We start from the raw sequence: 15,564 nt of genomic DNA, 5'->3' as shown, positions 1-15,564 counted from the left end.
ATTTATGGGCAAGCCAGAGAGCGCGACGCGCTGAGCAGATCGTGGCAGTTGATTAACTTCTGTTCGGGCGATAAATCTGGACGCCTTTATACGATAGCTCAAAGGTTCCGACGCTCACGAGGCCAGCCGCGTCGGTTTCGATCAGGTTTCCTGTTCTGTCGTAGCTATTGAACAGGCTGGAAATCGTCTGGTCGAGTTGATCTTTGGCGCGCTTTTTCCAGTAATTATTGGTGTCTTCGAACATTTTAAGAACTACCCGCTGTTTCTCCGTCAGGGTTTTCGGATCGACTCCTTTGGCTTCGATTTTGTGTGTGCTGTTATAAAAATCGATCGCATTCTGTAAGGACTGTATGCTTCCCGGAATGCCCATGGCGGCATAGCCGGGGCTATCAAAATTAGCCCAGTAGGTATCATAGTCGATACCAGCGAGTGCCCAACTCTCTCTCTGTTCTCGCACGGAAGCATTGTGGTATGCTTTACTTAGCTCAGCCTGATATGCCTCCGGCGTTAGATCGTGTACAGTTTCTTTCGTCATGCCCTCGGGAACGAAATTCCGAACAATGTCTTCAGGCCGCATACCTGGGGTGTGCATGGCGCGGTTGAAGCGTAATTCCTCTCCCCACACATCCCGTTTGCTTGAGGCCGGGGAAAGATTGAGGCTGGTGGTTCGGATAATATCTTCCATCCAGTCTCTATCCGCCACTGGATCCGCATTGTTCTTTGCTTCTTCAGCATCGGTATTATCTTTCTCCGGCATCCCTTCGATCTTGCCTCTCATGTCGTAGGTAAGGTCACTGGTTTCGTCGTCCGCGCTGGAGGCAAGCAGGGCGGTTAGAGGATCGACGCTATTTACGGCGCTCGAGGAATTGCTTGCCCGGTTTTCTGCCCGGATGCTGTCAGTCAGCGGTCGAAAATAATTCGATCCTGCAAAGGGCTGACTTATAATTGTAGTCATGTTGAAACCCTGATGTTTGAATACGACCCGTTTATAGCCGGCTCCGCATTCCGGTTGTAATTTATATGCATTTATGAGCATCAATGAAGAAATTCACGTATAAGATGTATACGAGCCGGAGCTTGTTCAGGGCTGGCAGCATGTGCATGCGGAACACCACATGAGAGCGGGTTGTTCTTGCCGTTCGGCCTGCTGATCGGCTGGACAAAGCCTTAACCTTATCCCATACCACCCAACGGAATTTCGTAACGGATCGAGTCCGTTACGGCGGTATCTTGCGGTGGAGATGGACGATGGCGCTGAAAGATGTGGTCGCGGGAAAACGCAACGAGGAAGGCATCGCGTCGGTGCTTGCAGCGCTGAAGCAGCAGCTGGGTGACAAGCTCCAGACCGGGCAGGCGTTTCGCGAGCAGCACGGCCATACCACCACCTGTCTGACCTTGCAGGCGCCTGATGGTGTCGTCTTTGCCGAAAACGCAGATGATGTGAAAGCTGTGGTGAAGGCTTGTGCGCAGTATAAGGTGCCGGTCATTCCCTTCGGAACTGGCTCTTCGCTGGAAGGACAGGTCAATGCGCCTGATGGCGGAATCTGCATCGATTTCAGCCGGATGAATCGCATCATTGAGGTAAACGCCGAAGATCTTGACGTGACGGTGGAGCCGGGTGTGACGCGCGAGGACCTTAACGTCTATCTGCGTGATACCGGCCTGTTCTTTCCGATCGATCCGGGTGCCAATGCTTCTATCGGCGGCATGGCCTCAACGCGGGCGTCGGGCACCAATGCGGTGCGTTACGGCACGATGAAGGACAATGTTCTGGCCGTTACCGCCGTTGTTGCCAATGGTGAGGAAATCCGCACTGCTCGCCGTGCCCGCAAGTCGTCGGCCGGTTACGATCTGACGCGGCTTTTCGTCGGCGCCGAGGGCACGCTTGGGGTTCTGACCTCGGTTACGCTGCGGTTGCAGGGCATCCCGGAAAAGATCGCCGGTGGCGTCTGCACCTTCGACAGTATTCAGGCGGCCTGTGATGCCGTTATCATGACGATCCAGATGGGTGTTCCGGTTGCGCGCATCGAATTGCTTGACGAGGTTCAGGTGCGGGCGTGCAATGCCTATTCCGGCCTGAACTACGCGGAAAAACCGACGCTGTTCGTGGAGTTCCACGGCACCGAAGAGACGGCGGCCCTGCAATCGCAGCAATTTGCAGAGATCGCGGCGGAATGCGGCAGCGTCGATTTCCGCTGGACCAGCGATGCGGCCGAGCGCAACAAGCTGTGGAAGGCCCGGCATGATGCCTATTGGGCCTCGCGGGCGCTCGCGCCGCATCTCGACGGTTTGTCCACCGATGTCTGCGTGCCGATTTCGCGGCTGGCGGACTGCGTGGTGGAAACGCAACGGGATATCAAGGAAAACGGCTTTCTGGCGCCGATCGTCGGCCATGCGGGCGACGGCAATTTCCATGTGCTTATCCTGTTCGACGGCAAGGATGCCGAAAGTGTCGCCAAAACAGAAGCGTTCGTTGCGCGTCTTAATCGCCGGGCTATCGCCATGGACGGCACCTGCACCGGAGAACACGGCATCGGCCAGGGCAAGATGAGTTTTCTGGCCGAAGAGGCGGGAAATGCGCTGGATGTGATGCGCGCCATCAAAACGTCGCTCGACCCCGATAACATCTTCAATCCAGGCAAGCTGTTCCGTCTTGTCTGATCATTCTCACAATTGATTGGTACAAAAGGCTGCTTGCCGTTAAGGCAAATAAGAATAGGTTTGCAGCGTTCGCGAAGGGAGAAGCAGTTCAGTGCTCGGGCGTATTCTGGTTTTTCTGGGCGGACTGCTGGCCGTGGTGCTGTTTTCAGCGCTGCTCATTCCCTATTTCGTCGACTGGACGGATTTCCGCCGCGATTTCGAAGATCAGGCAAGCCGCATTCTGGGCAAGAAGGTGGTGGTGCACGGCCGCGTCGAAGCCCGGCTTCTGCCTTTCCCTTCGGTGACGCTGCATGACGTGCGCGCCGGAACGGATGCCGACGGATCGCCGCTCATTCAGGTGGCGCGTTTTTCCATGGATGCCGAGCTGGCGCCTTTCCTTTCCGGTGAAGCCCGCATCTTCGACATGCGCATCGAGGAACCCAAGGCCAAGATCCGGCTTTTGAAAGACGGCACTCTGGACTGGATGCGCGGCAGCCGGGCGGAAATTCCAGCCCGCACCGTGGTTCTGGAAAGTGTGCAGATCGAAGGCGGGCAGATCGAATTCATCGACGAGCAATCCGGCCGCAACCGTGTTGTGACCGGTCTTAACGCCGATATGTCCGCCAATTCGCTGGCCGGACCATGGAAGGCGGAAGGGCGCGCCGCCGTTGACGGGCATCCAGGCTCGTTCTCGCTGTCGAGCAGTGAGCCGGATTATGCCAATGGGCGCATGGGCCTGCGGATTCGCGTGGTGCCGGATGAACATCCGGTCGAGGTCGATCTGGACGGTGCGATTGCCGCGACTGCGGGAAAACCCGCCTATAGCGGTTCCTTCGCCTTCAGTTTCCGTGAAGACCAGAAACAGAAGCAGCAGGCCGGGCAATCGCTGTTCTCGTCGCCGCGCACCCGCGGCAGCTTCGAACTGACGAATGAAAGCGTGCGCATACCGAGCTACCGCATGGAGCTCGGTGGCAACGAAAATCCTTACGTCGTGACCGGCGAGGCAACGCTGGATACCGGGGCCAAGCCGGAATTCCTGCTGACGGCGGATGGTCAGCAGATCGACGTCAATCGCTTCGCACCGCCCGTCGTACAGACCGGCAAGACCTCGCGTCAGCCCACCGCCTCCGTGCGCCAGCGCATCGAGGCTTTTGCTGCCATGGTCGCCCGCATTCCGGTTCCGCCGGTCCCGGGCAAGGCCAGCATCAGCCTACCGGCGCTCGTTTCCGACGACACGACCATTCGTGACATCCGGCTGGACGTGCGCCCTGATGGCAGCGGCTGGCAGGTGGTGAACGCCGTGGCAACGCTGCCCGGCAGGACGCAGCTGGAAGCCAAAGGTTCCCTGACGCTGCTGGATGGCCCCGCCTTCAACGGCAATCTGCTCGTTGCCTCCAACCAGCCATCCGGGCTGGCAAACTGGCTTTCAGGTTCTGTCGATCCGGCGATTCGCCAGCTCAATGCCGCCGGTTTTTCCGCCGACGTCTCGCTGACGACGCTGAACCAGCGTTTCGACAATCTCGAGCTTGCGATTGGCGACGCCTCTCTGAAGGGGAAGCTGGAACGGCGCTCTGACGGCAAGGCCTCCAATCTTTCGATCGATCTTGCCGGTAACGAGATCGATCTCGACGCCCTGAAGGCGCTTGGCAGCCTGGCGCTCGGCGATCAGGTCGGAAGTTCTGTTCTCGACCACCGCATCGACGCCAAGTTCAAGGCCGACCGGTTCAACATGGCCGGTGTGACCGCAAATCACGTGGAAACCGCCTTCACCATGGCGGGCGGCGTTCTCTCGCTTGAAAAGATGACGGCTGGCGATATCGCCGGTGCCGAAGTCAAGGCGAAAGGGCAGTTGCAGGGGTCGTTGCTGAAATATGCGGGCAAGGGCACGGTGAACCTGCATGCGACCGACATGCAGCCGTTCTTCGCCATGCTGCAGCAGAAATTGCCTGGTCATCCGTTCCTCAGCCGTCTGGCGGCGAGTTCGCCGTGGTACGCCAATTCCGACCTTGCCATGGATGTTTCGGTCAACAGCGAAAATGGCGGCGCCAATGTCGCCGTTTCCGGCACAGTCAACGGCAGCCGTCTGTCGGCCGTGGCCAAGATGCCGGATTTCCTGTCCATCACCGACGATACGGCGATGTCGCTGGAAGGGGTTTTGAAAAACCAGTCGACGGCGATCCTGTTCGGCCAGGCAGGGCTTGATCCCCTGCCGTTCGATGCGGACGGGGAGGGGCTGCTTTCCGTCAAGCTCAACGGCACGCTTGGCTCTCCCGTCCAGACCGATATCCGTTTCTCGACGGAGCGCACGCATTTCTCGATGATCGGGTCCTTTGCCGTTGCCGCCGCCAATTTCGGCGAGGGTAGTGCGGATCTGGCGCTCGAAAGCGCTGATATCGAGCCCTATCTCATCATGAACGCCGTTGGCCTGCCGCAGCTTGGTGGTGGCATGGCGCTGAAGGCGAACGGAAAAATGGCGGTGGATGCGCAGAAGATTGCGTTTTCCGCCCTCGGCGGGCAGGCGGGCGGCAACCCCTTCTCGGGCAGTCTGGCGTTCCAGCGCGCGGCCCCCCATTCCGTCACCGGTGATCTTGCCCTCCGGACCGTCGATCTTGCCTGGCTCGGAGACGCGATCTACGGACCGGTGATCGACCCGGAAACGGGCGCGCTCAACGCCAAGCCGCTGGCCATGCCGGCTTTCCCGCAACTCAAGGCCTCGCTGTCGCTGAAAGCGGAAAGTTTCGAGGCCGGTCCCTTCGGCACGGTCACGGGTCTGTCGACCAAGGTCACGCATGATGATGGCAATCTCGCGCTTGATGATATCGCCGGCACCTTCATGGGCGGCAAGCTGACCGGGCGGCTTGCCATGTCCACAGGCGAGGGAGCGGGCATTTTCCGCACCAAGATCGCGGTGAACGACGTCAATCCCGAGTCGATATTGTGGGCGAATGCCAACGGCCCGGTCGCGACGGGCCGGGTGGCGGTCGATCTGACCGCCGAATCGACGGGCAAGAGCGTTGGTGAAATTTTGAAATCGGCAGGTGGCTCCGGGGAAGTGCGCGCCAGCGGGCTTGTGCTCAAAGGGCTTAATCCTGGCGCCTTTCCGCCGATCCTGCAGGCGGCGGAAGGCTTGCAGCAGCCGATCGACGCGCCAAAGGTGCGGCCGCTGGTGGATCAGAGCCTGTGGCAGGGCGAAATACCGCTCGGCAACGTCGCCCTGCCATTCACCCTGAATGGCGGCGCGCTTCACTTCCAGAATTTGCGCGCCGGGATCGATCCAGTGACGCTTACCGGAGATGCGACGGTCGACATTGCAGCATCGACCGTGAATGGCGATCTCGATCTTATCTTCAATCCCGGCACCGAAGTAGTTGCAGGGGCCGAACCGTCGCTGCGTCTCAACTATAACGGTCCGCTTGCCGCACCGGCTTTGACGACCGATGTTTCGGCGCTCGGCAATTATCTGTCGCTCCGGGCTTTCGAAAAGGAGCGCCGTCGCGTCGAGGCCATGCAGGCCAGCGTTCTCGAAAAGCAGCGCCTGCGTCGGGAAACGGCGCTTTATCGCTCTCAGGCGGCTGAACGTCAGGCTGAAAAGGAACGGGTGGAGGCGGAAGCCAAGGCCAAGGCCGAAGAGGAGGCGCGCCTGAAGGCGGCGGCAGAGGAGCGTCTACGGCAGGAAAAGGAACAGCAGGAGCGGTTGCAGCAACAGCAACAGCAACAGCAGCAGCAACAGCAACAGCAACAACAGCAGCAGCAACCTGTTCCCGAGCGGCAATCAACGCCGGCCCTGACGGTGCCTCCAACGGAAGATGCGATCAGGCAACTGGCGCCCGAAAACGCTCCGGCCAATCCGTAAGTTTGCTGCGACGACGGCGCGTTTTGGAGAGAGGTTGGAGACCGTGTCTCGGGGCGAATTTTGACGCGGTCCGGACAGCTGCCGCCTCGACCGCTTTGCCAAAATTATCCGTTAGCCTGTTAAATCCAGGCTTCACGCTCGCCGAAGGGCGTGTCGGCATCAAAATTCTTGGTGCCGATCCTGCTGCTTTCCCCCGACAGGCTGGGCTTATCCGCGGTGTTGCTTGAGGAAGCCGATTTGTCGGCGCTATTTTCGAGTGCCTCGAGCTGCGCTTGCAGCGAAGCGATAGTACTCTTCAATTCTTCCTGCGCTTTCGCTTCGGAGGTCTGGGCGAGTTCTGACTGCTTTTCGGCAATCTGCGATTCCAGTTCGGCAACGCTTGAAGACGAGGTGGATGAAGGGGAGAGGACGGAAACAGCGATGCTCGTTCCCGAAACGGCGGAAACCATGGGTCGCCTCGTGGCGTGCGGATGGAAAGGAAAAGCTTGAAATACAAATCTGGAAGCAAGGCTACGCAGTACTGAAGCGCCTTGCAGTACAAATTAGCGCGCTAATGTTTAATGAATGCTTTCACGACATTATGAGTTTTCGGCAAGAATGTTTGTAGTCGGAGAATGGCTGGATAGGAGCCGGCGCATATGCGCGCCGCTGCAGTATCATCTTTCGATGCCACCTTGCAGAAAGCTCACCTGCTCTTCAGCCAATTCAGCACATGGACCCGAAGGGATGAGGACAGATTGCTGTCGGCTGGCCGGTTGTCGTCTATTTCCGCAAGCAGGGCAGCGAAACTGATCTTGCGCTTTTCGGCGATGATTTTCAGCTCGTCCCAGAAGGCATCCTCGAGCGAAATGCTGGTGCGGTGGCCGTGCAATGTCGTGGAGTGCTTGCGGATCATCAGATCAATCTCTCCGGCTGGTCCGGTTGGGAATCTGAATCATGTCGCGCCTGCAAGCCTCTGTTTAGCGGTGTTTTTTCCGGTCTTCCGAAAGCTTTCCCGGGCAGGCCGGCTCTTCAATCCCTATCGGTCCTGTCATCGTCCTTTTCAAGCCGCCCCTGATCGAGCGCCTTTTCGGCTTTTTCGTTAAGGGCCGATGTGAGGTTTTTTTCCGCCTTGGTGCGACCGAAGGACAGGCGGTTCTGATCCGCCTGTTTTTCTTTTTCGCTACGGGCTTTCTGCTTCTGGAACTGACGCAGATTGACGATATCGGCGGCCATGCGGATATGTCTCCTTGAGCTTCGCGCGGTCGTGCAAAAAGCCGTTATTGCTTCTTGCGGAAGGCATCCAGAGAAACGACGGAGCCTTCCTTCTTTTCCTCGCCGGACTTGGGCGTCTCGGACGTTGTAGCCGGCTTTGCCTCATGGGAAACGGGATAGGCGGTGATTTCTGCCTCTTCCAGCTCTTCCTCGTCTGCCAGGGGCACATCGAACTCAAGCTCGAAATTGACGGAAGGATCGTAGAAACCTCTGATGGCGTTATAGGGAACAACCAGCTTTTCCGGCGTATCCGAGAAGGACAGACCGATTTCAAAGCCGATCTCCGTCACCTTCAGGTCCCAGAACTGATGCTGGATGACGATGGTCATCTGCTCGGCATATTTGGACTTGAGGTGCTGCGAAATCCGCACACCCGGCGCGCCGGTCAGAAATGTTATGAAGAAATGGTGGTCGCCGGGCAGGCGGCCGGTTGCGGCCACTTCACCCAAAACTTTGCGAATAACGCCGCGAAGGGCATCCTGTGCGAGAATGTCGTAACGGATATGATCCTGCCCCATGCGGTCCTGTCTTTCCCTTATTCGAACGTCTTTTAAAGCGCTGCGCACCAAGTGCGCCTAGGACGCTGTAACACTTTGAATCTTTGCGTAATCCGCAAGCCGGGATCAATTTCGATCCTGGCGGCTACGCATTACCCAAGTATACGCAATGTCCTGAACGGCAGCAACGGAAAAGCCGATGCTGTTTGCAAGTCAGCTATCATATAACCAATTCAGGCAAAATGGAGAAGGTGGAGGTTTCTGTTGCCAGGTACCTCCGAACCCCGCCTCACGGGGCTAACCGTGAGGACTTTAGAGCGGAATTCCCGCACCGCCATTAGGCAGCGAGAGCGTATTCCTTAGCGTTGTTGTCATTTGCAACTACACTTGTGACCCGATAACGGCGGTATCATGCCGAGCAAAAGTTCGATCTTTACGCCCTTGTCGATCCTATTTCGCCCCCATCAAAAGCCGGCCTTCATCTTGAAAAGCCGCCGGTTTTTGGTGGAGGCGCCGGGTACCGCCCCCGGGTCCAATAGGTTTATTACACCGACCGTTTATCGCCATAGCCGGGTTGCCCCGGCAAGGTTCATATAGGCGTTTCCCTCGGCCGAGAAAAGGGGCCGATGACAATTCCATGAAAAGATTTCGTGTTTGCCGCCCACAATTTAGACAATTCTTGACGACGAGGGATTGCTGACACATTCTCCCTACAACCGGTCACCACAAGCAACACCGGGCCGGGGACACACGAAGGAGTGGACATGACTGACTATCTCGCAGATGTGAAGAAATACGACGCAGCAGCCGACGAAGCGATTGTCGGCAAGATCGTCAAACATCTCGGCATTGCCTTGCGCAACCGGGATTCATCGCTGGTGTCCGCTTCCGATCCGGAAGAGCTTGCACGTGTAAAGGCGAACTGGTGCGGCAAGAAACTCGGCGTAACCGATGACAGCGCCGATAAGGCGATCGATGCAACCGCCAAGGCCATGGCCGCAGACCGCTCCAAGTCGCGTGTGACCTTTTATTATCTGGTGGCCAAGGAACTGGGCAAACTCCAGTCGCTCTGATTTTTTCGCGGGGATAAGCGACTCGCTGGTGATTGGTTCTGTCGCCCTGTGCTATTATATTCCCTTGATATCAGGGAATCGGCGGCAGAACACATGAAACAATATCTCGATCTTCTCCGGCATGTGATGGACACCGGCTCCGACCGCGGAGATCGCACCGGTACGGGTACGCGCTCGGTCTTCGGTTACCAGATGCGTTTCGACCTTGCGCAAGGTTTTCCGGTTCTCACCACCAAGAAGCTGCATCTGCGCTCGATCATCCATGAACTCCTGTGGTTCCTGAAGGGCGACACCAATATCGCCTATCTCAAGGAAAACGGCGTTTCCATATGGGACGAATGGGCCGATGAGAATGGTGATCTGGGTCCGGTTTACGGAGCACAGTGGCGCTCCTGGCCGGCGCCCGACGGCCGCCACATCGACCAGATAGCACTTTTGATCGAGGCGCTGAAAACCAATCCCAATTCCCGCCGCCACATCGTTTCGGCCTGGAACCCGGCGCTGGTGGACGAGATGGCGCTGCCGCCCTGCCATTGCCTGTTCCAGTTCTATGTTTCGGATGGAAAGCTGTCCTGCCAGCTTTACCAGCGCTCGGCCGATATTTTCCTCGGCGTGCCCTTCAATATTGCTTCCTACGCACTTCTGACGCTGATGGTGGCGCAGGTCACGGGGCTGAAGCCCGGCGATTTCGTCCATACGCTTGGTGACGCGCATATCTACGCCAACCATTTCGAGCAGGCGAAATTGCAGATGACGCGGACCCCCAAGGCCCTGCCGACGATGCGCCTCAACCCGGATGTGCGAGACCTCTTCTCCTTTAAGTTCGAAGACTTTACGCTGGAAAACTACGAGGCGGATTCAACCATCAAGGCACCGATCGCGGTATGAGCGAGCCGCGCATCACCATCATCGTCGCGGTGTCGGAAAACGGCGTTATCGGCCGCGATCTCGATATGCCTTGGAAGCTTTCCACTGACCTCAAGCGCTTCAAGGCGATGACGATGGGCAAACCGCTCATCATGGGCAGGAAGACATTTCTCTCGGTGGGCGAGCGTCCCTTGCCGGGCCGGCCGCACATCATCGTCAGCCGCAATGCCGATTACAGGCCCGATGGCGTGGATGTCGTGTCGTCGCTTGAAGACGCCCTCGCGCTTGGCAAAAGCAAGGCTGCGGAACTGGGTGTGGACGAGGTTTTCGTGGCCGGTGGCGGGGAAATCTACCGTCAGGCCATGCCGTTTGCCGATCAACTTTCCGTCACCCATGTGGCCGTAAAGCTTGATGGCGACACTTTTTTTCCGGAAATCGATCCCGCCGTCTTTGAAAAAATCGAGGAAAATGCCGTTCCCGCCGGGGAAAAGGACAATTATCCGGTTCTGTTCACCACTTATTTGCGCAGAGCCGCGTCAAAGTGAACTATTTACCCTGATTGGGTATTTAGTTACCACCTCTGCGTTGAAACGCACGCTTCTCCTTCTTATAACGGGTCCATATTCCCGCCGCACGCGAGCAATCGCTTTCGAACGGGATCGGGAGAGGCTTTTATAAAGAGGTATTGATGCCCTGGAGCAATCAGAATGGCGGCGGCGGCCCTTGGGGCGGCGGCGGTGGTGGCGGAAACAACCAGGGCGGCGGTGGCGGCCCATGGGGGCAGGGACCTAACCGGCCTCGCGGCGGTGGCGGCGGCAATGGCGGCCCGCCCGATCTGGAAGAGATCATCCGGCGCAGCCAGGACCGCTTCAAGAATGTCCTGCCGGGCGGGTTCAATGGCGGCGCGATTGCGATCGTCGCTCTCGTCGTTCTGGTTTTCCTCGGCATTCAGTCCATCTACACCGTCCAGCCGGACGAGCGCGGCGTTGAGCTGCGTTTCGGGCGTCCGAAGGACGAGATTTCGATGCCTGGCCTGCATTTCCATCTATGGCCGATCGAGACGGTTGAAATCGTCAAGGTGACCGAACAGCAGCAGAATATCGGTTCGCGCGCTTCGTCTTCCTCGGCGAACGGCGTTATGCTGACCGGCGACCAGAATATCGTCAACGTGCAGTTCTCGGTGCTCTATACGGTTTCGGATCCGAAATCCTACCTCTTCAACGTCGACAGCCCGGCTGAGACCTTGCAGCAGGTTTCCGAAAGCGCAATGCGCGAAATCGTCGGCCGTCGTCCCGCACAGGACATTTTCCGTGATAACCGTCAGGCGATCGCGGCGGATGTACGCACCATCATCCAGTCCACCATGGACGGATACGGGGCCGGCATCTCCATCAATGCTGTCGCCATCGAAGACGCGGCGCCGCCGCGCGAAGTTGCCGACGCCTTCGACGAAGTGCAGCGTGCCGAACAGGACGAGGACCGCTTCGTGCAGGAAGCCAACCAGTACGCCAACCAGAAGCTGGGTGCCGCACGTGGTCAGGCAGCGCAGATCATCGAAGAGGCGAACGCCTACAAGTCTCGTGTCGTCAACGAGGCAGAGGGTGAGGCACAGCGCTTCATCTCAATCTACGATCAATATCGCACGGCACCTGACGTGACCCGCCAGCGCATGTTCCTGGAAACGATGGAACAGGTCCTCAAGGGTTCCAACAAGGTCATCATCGACGAAAAACAGGGTGTGGTGCCTTATCTGCCTCTGAACGAGATCATGCGCGGCAATCCGGGCGCGGCACAGCAGGGAGGCAACTGATATGAGCAACCGTCTTACGGCCGTTCTCGTCGGTCTCGCCGCCGTGCTTTTCCTGGCCTATTCGTCGATCTTCGTCGTCACCGAGCGCCAGCAGGCCATCGTTGTGCGCTTCGGTCAGATCCAGGACGTGAAAACGGCGCCGGGCCTCTATTTCAAGCTGCCCTTCGCCTTCATGGATGCCGATCGGGTGCAATATATCGAGAACCGGGCGCTGCGCTTCGATCACGACAACATCCGTGTTCAGGTTTCCGGCGGCAAGTTCTACGAGGTTGATGCCTTTGTGGTCTATCGCATCACGGATGCCCGCCGCTTCCGGCAGACGGTCTCCGGCGACCAGATGTCGGCGGAATCGCGTCTTCGCACCCGTCTCGACGCATCGTTGCGCCGGGTCTACGGTCTTCGCGGCTTCGAATCGGCGCTTTCGGATGCGCGTGCATCGATGATGCAGGAAGTACGTGACGATCTGCGTCCCGATGCGGAATCGCTTGGCGTCAGCATCGTGGATGTCCGCATCCGCCGCACCGATCTCACGCAGGAAGTCTCGCAGCAGACCTTCGAGCGTATGAAGTCGGAACGTCTGGCAGAAGCCGAGCTGATCCGTGCCCGCGGTAACGAGGCGGCACAGCGTCGTCGCGCTATTGCCGACCGTCAGGTCGTGGAATTCGAATCCGATGCCCAGCGTCAGTCCGAAGTCCTGCGCGGTGAAGGCGATGCGGAGCGTAACCGGGTCTTCGGCGAAGCTTTCCAGCGCGACCCGAGCTTCTTCGAGTTCTATCGTTCCATGGCGGCCTATTCCAGCGCGCTGTCTGGAACCGGCACTACGCTGGTCCTGTCTCCGGACTCGACCTTCTTCCGTTATTTCAACGACATCAACGGTGCTCCATCCACGGCTCCGGCCGCACCTGCCGCACCGCCGGCAAATTGATAACGGATCGAATAATTTTGGAGGGGCCGGTTTTGACCGGCCCTTTCTTTTTGAGTGAATGGCTGGGTGGCAGTAAAGCGGAAAGGGGCAAAATCCTGCTGTCTCGCGCCCGGAAAGGGATATCCGTTTTCGCGCCGATGCTGTAGGCAGTGAGCAAGGCAGCCGGTGCTGTTCACGAAAAGGTATTTTTACACTTCATCATTCCGCCTTATGCTTTGACGATATATGCAGGGCATGACGATTTGAAACGCGAGGACGCTTATGGCCGTGACCCTTCTTTCGCCTTTTCGCAGCAGCATTGCCGCAGTCGCGGGCTTCGCACTTGTGGCGGGTAGCCTTTCGGCACCGGTTGCGGCATGGGCGCAGAGCCATGGGCCGGCATCGGTCGCCGATCTTGCCGCACCGCTTCTTGATGCGGTGGTGAATATTTCGACGTCGCAGAACGTCAAGACCGAGGGCAAAGGGCCTGTGCCGCCGAAACTGCCGGAAGGTTCGCCTTTCCAGGAGTTCTTCAAGGATTATTTCGACAACCAGAAACCGGAAGGCGGCGACAAGGTCAGTTCGCTGGGATCCGGCTTCGTTATCGATCCGGCTGGCTACATCGTCACCAACAATCACGTCATCGAGGGCGCAGACGCCATCGAGGTGATTTTTCCGAATGGTTCGAAGCTGAAGGCAACGCTGGTCGGCACTGATACCAAGACCGATCTTTCCGTTTTGAAGGTTGAGCCGAAGGCTCCGCTGAAGGCAGTCAAGTTCGGCGATTCGCGCAGCATGCGCATCGGTGACTGGGTGATGGCCGTTGGCAATCCCTTCGGCCTCGGTGGATCGCTGACTGTCGGCGTCGTTTCCGCGCGCGGGCGCAATATCAATGCCGGTCCCTATGACAACTTCATCCAGACGGATGCGGCAATCAACAAGGGTAATTCCGGCGGTCCTCTCTTCAACATGAAGGGTGAGGTGATCGGCATCAATACGGCGATCATTTCGCCGAGCGGCGGTTCGATCGGCATCGGTTTCGCGGTTCCGACGGAACTCGCCCAGAATATCGTCGAGCAGCTCATCCAGTTCGGCGAAACCCGCCGTGGCTGGCTCGGCGTGCGCGTCCAGCCGGTTACCGACGACGTGGCCGCAAGCCTTGGCATGGAAGCGGCAAAGGGTGCCTTGATTTCCGGCGTGGCCAAGGGTGGCCCGGTGGAAAACGGCCCGATCCAGGCCGGCGACATCGTTCTGAAATTCGACGGCAAGGATATTCACGAGATGCGTGACCTCCTGAGGATCGTGGCGGAAAGCCCGGTCGGCAAGGAAGTCGATGTCGTGGTCTTCCGTGACGGCAAGGAAGAGACCGTCAAGGTAAAGCTTGGCCAGTTGCAGGATGCGCCCGATGAAAAGGCCGCAACCGACGATCCGCAGGCCGAGGACGGTGACGGTGGCATGGTCGTGCCTGATGACAAGGGCGGTTCCGACGATCAGGCGCAGGACCAGACGCCGGAGGTGCGCGAAGCGCCGCAGCGCGTGCTTGGCATGAACCTCGTAGTGCTGAGCAACGAGTTGCGGACGGAGAAGGGCATTGCCGAAAGCGTCGAAGGCGTGCTTGTCGCCAGCGTCGATCAGGGGTCGCCGGCCGAACAGAAGGGCATGAAGGCGGGTGATGTCATCGTCGAGGTCGGACAGGACTTCATGGAGGTTCCGGGCGACGTGCTTGTTCGTGTCAACGGCCTGAAATCCGAGGGTCGCAAGAATGCGCATATGATGGTTGCCGATGCACAGGGCAATCTGCGCGTCGTGGCGCTGCCGCTGGAGTAAGGCTTCTTTCGCCCGGTTCCTCAGGAATCGGGTGGTTGTGGTTCGGCTTGCTCTCTATTCCTCGGTCTCCGCCAAAGGAGGCCAAGGATATGAAATTATTAGAAAACAAGGTTGCGATCATCACTGGCGCGTCTTCCGGCATCGGCCGGGCGACGGCAAGGCTGTTTGCCGAACAGGGCGCGGCCGTCATTATCAATGCGCGTGGCGCAGCGGCACTGGAGGACGTGGCTTCCGCCATTCGCCAGGCCGGCGGTCGCGTTCACCCCGTCGTGGGTGACGTCACAGTTGCGGAAACCCATGCCCGTCTGACGGATGCGGCCATGACCGTCTTTGGCGGTCTCGATATCGCCGTCAACAATGCCGGTGCCGTTGGGGCAACAAAACCGCTTGCGGAGATTTCGGTCGAGGAATGGGATCACGTGATCACTGCCAACCTCACTTCCGCATTTCTCGGCGTGCGCAGCCAGATCCCTGCGATGTTGAAGCGGGGAGGCGGTTCGGTCGTCTTCATCTCCAGCTTCGTCGGCACCAGCGCCGGCATACCCGGCATGGCAGCCTATGGCACCGCCAAGGCGGCGTTGATGGGGATGGTGAAGGGCATTACTGCCGACTACGCCTTCAAGGGAATTCGCGCCAATGCGCTGCTTCCCGGCGGAGTCGATACGCCGATGGCGGGAGATGCGGCCCAGAAGGAGTGGGCTGCAGGGCTGCATGCGATGAAGCGCATTGCGGAACCGGAGGAACTGGCGCAGGCCGCCCTTTTTCTCTCCAGCCCGATGTCGAGCTTTGTTGCCGGATCGGCCCTGTTTGCCGATGGCGGAAATGCGGCGGTGAAATAA

Annotated in this window: 14 protein-coding genes and 1 other RNA gene; 9 read left to right on the top strand and 6 right to left on the bottom strand. The window is 58.6% G+C overall.

Features of this window, described 5'->3' with window-relative positions; all coding sequences use genetic code 11:
• Nucleotides 1-52 precede the first annotated feature (52 nt).
• Nucleotides 53-955 (bottom strand): hypothetical protein, encoded by a 903-nt coding sequence (locus tag CRP02_RS21535; RefSeq protein WP_097172240.1) that lies wholly within the window; start codon nt 953-955, stop codon nt 53-55.
• Nucleotides 956-1,248: 293 nt separating this feature from the next.
• Between CRP02_RS21535 and CRP02_RS21530 the strand changes: the two genes are divergently transcribed.
• Together CRP02_RS21530 and CRP02_RS21525 are read left to right on the top strand one after the other, a co-directional pair.
• Nucleotides 1,249-2,661 carry an FAD-binding oxidoreductase gene (locus tag CRP02_RS21530; protein WP_097172239.1) on the top strand — a complete coding sequence of 471 codons (1,413 nt, stop codon included), beginning with the start codon at nt 1,249-1,251 and terminating at the stop codon, nt 2,659-2,661.
• Between the two features lie 91 nt (nt 2,662-2,752).
• Complete coding sequence (locus CRP02_RS21525) at nt 2,753-6,493, top strand: AsmA-like C-terminal region-containing protein (protein ID WP_097172238.1); 3,741 nt, start codon at nt 2,753-2,755, stop codon at nt 6,491-6,493.
• Nucleotides 6,494-6,612: 119 nt separating this feature from the next.
• Here CRP02_RS21525 and CRP02_RS21520 read toward each other — a convergent pair whose 3' ends face one another.
• From CRP02_RS21520 to ssrA, 5 genes are all read right to left on the bottom strand, one after another.
• Entirely contained in the window at nt 6,613-6,942 is a 330-nt protein-coding gene (locus CRP02_RS21520) for a hypothetical protein (protein ID WP_097172237.1), read from the bottom strand.
• Nucleotides 6,943-7,178: 236 nt separating this feature from the next.
• On the bottom strand, nt 7,179-7,388 hold the full coding sequence (locus tag CRP02_RS21515; RefSeq protein WP_003513131.1) for a ribbon-helix-helix domain-containing protein: 210 nt from the start codon (nt 7,386-7,388) through the stop codon (nt 7,179-7,181).
• Nucleotides 7,389-7,504: 116 nt separating this feature from the next.
• Nucleotides 7,505-7,708, bottom strand: coding sequence for a DUF4169 family protein (locus CRP02_RS21510; protein ID WP_097172236.1), 204 nt, complete (start codon nt 7,706-7,708; stop codon nt 7,505-7,507).
• Between the two features lie 44 nt (nt 7,709-7,752).
• On the bottom strand, nt 7,753-8,265 hold the full coding sequence (locus CRP02_RS21505) for an SspB family protein (protein WP_003513127.1): 513 nt from the start codon (nt 8,263-8,265) through the stop codon (nt 7,753-7,755).
• Nucleotides 8,266-8,494: 229 nt separating this feature from the next.
• Nucleotides 8,495-8,867: a transfer-messenger RNA gene (gene ssrA, locus CRP02_RS21500) on the bottom strand.
• A gap of 141 nt (nt 8,868-9,008) precedes the next feature.
• Between ssrA and CRP02_RS21495 the strand changes: the two genes are divergently transcribed.
• The 7 genes from CRP02_RS21495 (at nt 9,009) to CRP02_RS21465 (ending at nt 15,564) form a co-directional block, all read left to right on the top strand.
• On the top strand, nt 9,009-9,317 hold the full coding sequence (locus CRP02_RS21495) for a DUF2853 family protein (RefSeq protein WP_003513125.1): 309 nt from the start codon (nt 9,009-9,011) through the stop codon (nt 9,315-9,317).
• Between the two features lie 93 nt (nt 9,318-9,410).
• On the top strand, nt 9,411-10,205 hold the full coding sequence (locus tag CRP02_RS21490; protein WP_097172235.1) for a thymidylate synthase: 795 nt from the start codon (nt 9,411-9,413) through the stop codon (nt 10,203-10,205).
• Nucleotides 10,202-10,729, top strand: a complete 528-nt coding sequence (locus CRP02_RS21485; RefSeq protein WP_019565314.1) for a dihydrofolate reductase — start codon at nt 10,202-10,204, stop codon at nt 10,727-10,729. Before CRP02_RS21490 ends, CRP02_RS21485 begins: the two co-directional genes overlap by 4 nt.
• A gap of 143 nt (nt 10,730-10,872) precedes the next feature.
• Nucleotides 10,873-11,994, top strand: a complete 1,122-nt coding sequence (hflK, locus tag CRP02_RS21480; protein ID WP_003513120.1) for an FtsH protease activity modulator HflK — start codon at nt 10,873-10,875, stop codon at nt 11,992-11,994.
• 1 nt (nt 11,995) lies between these two features.
• Nucleotides 11,996-12,919, top strand: coding sequence for a protease modulator HflC (hflC, locus tag CRP02_RS21475; protein WP_003513118.1), 924 nt, complete (start codon nt 11,996-11,998; stop codon nt 12,917-12,919).
• Nucleotides 12,920-13,180: 261 nt separating this feature from the next.
• Nucleotides 13,181-14,725: a Do family serine endopeptidase gene (locus CRP02_RS21470; protein ID WP_003513113.1), complete on the top strand. Its 1,545-nt coding sequence runs from the start codon at nt 13,181-13,183 to the stop codon at nt 14,723-14,725.
• 89 nt (nt 14,726-14,814) lie between these two features.
• Complete coding sequence (locus CRP02_RS21465; protein WP_097172234.1) at nt 14,815-15,564, top strand: SDR family oxidoreductase; 750 nt, start codon at nt 14,815-14,817, stop codon at nt 15,562-15,564.

This window comes from Rhizobium sp. AN5 (assembly GCF_900215255.1).
Classification (GTDB): domain Bacteria; phylum Pseudomonadota; class Alphaproteobacteria; order Rhizobiales; family Rhizobiaceae; genus Agrobacterium; species Agrobacterium tumefaciens.
The sequence above is the reverse complement of the archived record's forward strand: the minus strand, read 5'-3'. Positions and strand labels throughout refer to the sequence as shown.

Bases quoted from the DNA above. Each gene is read 5' to 3' on its own strand.
- CRP02_RS21505 (WP_003513127.1), bottom strand. From the start codon at position 8,265: ATGGGGCAGGATCATATCCGTTACGACATTCTCGCACAGGATGCCCTT.
- CRP02_RS21495 (WP_003513125.1), top strand. From the start codon at position 9,009: ATGACTGACTATCTCGCAGATGTGAAGAAATACGACGCAGCAGCCGAC.
- CRP02_RS21530 (WP_097172239.1), top strand. From the start codon at position 1,249: ATGGCGCTGAAAGATGTGGTCGCGGGAAAACGCAACGAGGAAGGCATC.
- hflC (WP_003513118.1), top strand. From the start codon at position 11,996: ATGAGCAACCGTCTTACGGCCGTTCTCGTCGGTCTCGCCGCCGTGCTT.
- CRP02_RS21485 (WP_019565314.1), top strand. From the start codon at position 10,202: ATGAGCGAGCCGCGCATCACCATCATCGTCGCGGTGTCGGAAAACGGC.
- CRP02_RS21520 (WP_097172237.1), bottom strand. From the start codon at position 6,942: ATGGTTTCCGCCGTTTCGGGAACGAGCATCGCTGTTTCCGTCCTCTCC.
- hflK (WP_003513120.1), top strand. From the start codon at position 10,873: ATGCCCTGGAGCAATCAGAATGGCGGCGGCGGCCCTTGGGGCGGCGGC.
- CRP02_RS21535 (WP_097172240.1), bottom strand. From the start codon at position 955: ATGACTACAATTATAAGTCAGCCCTTTGCAGGATCGAATTATTTTCGA.
- CRP02_RS21510 (WP_097172236.1), bottom strand. From the start codon at position 7,708: ATGGCCGCCGATATCGTCAATCTGCGTCAGTTCCAGAAGCAGAAAGCC.
- CRP02_RS21470 (WP_003513113.1), top strand. From the start codon at position 13,181: ATGGCCGTGACCCTTCTTTCGCCTTTTCGCAGCAGCATTGCCGCAGTC.
- CRP02_RS21515 (WP_003513131.1), bottom strand. From the start codon at position 7,388: ATGATCCGCAAGCACTCCACGACATTGCACGGCCACCGCACCAGCATT.
- CRP02_RS21490 (WP_097172235.1), top strand. From the start codon at position 9,411: ATGAAACAATATCTCGATCTTCTCCGGCATGTGATGGACACCGGCTCC.
- CRP02_RS21465 (WP_097172234.1), top strand. From the start codon at position 14,815: ATGAAATTATTAGAAAACAAGGTTGCGATCATCACTGGCGCGTCTTCC.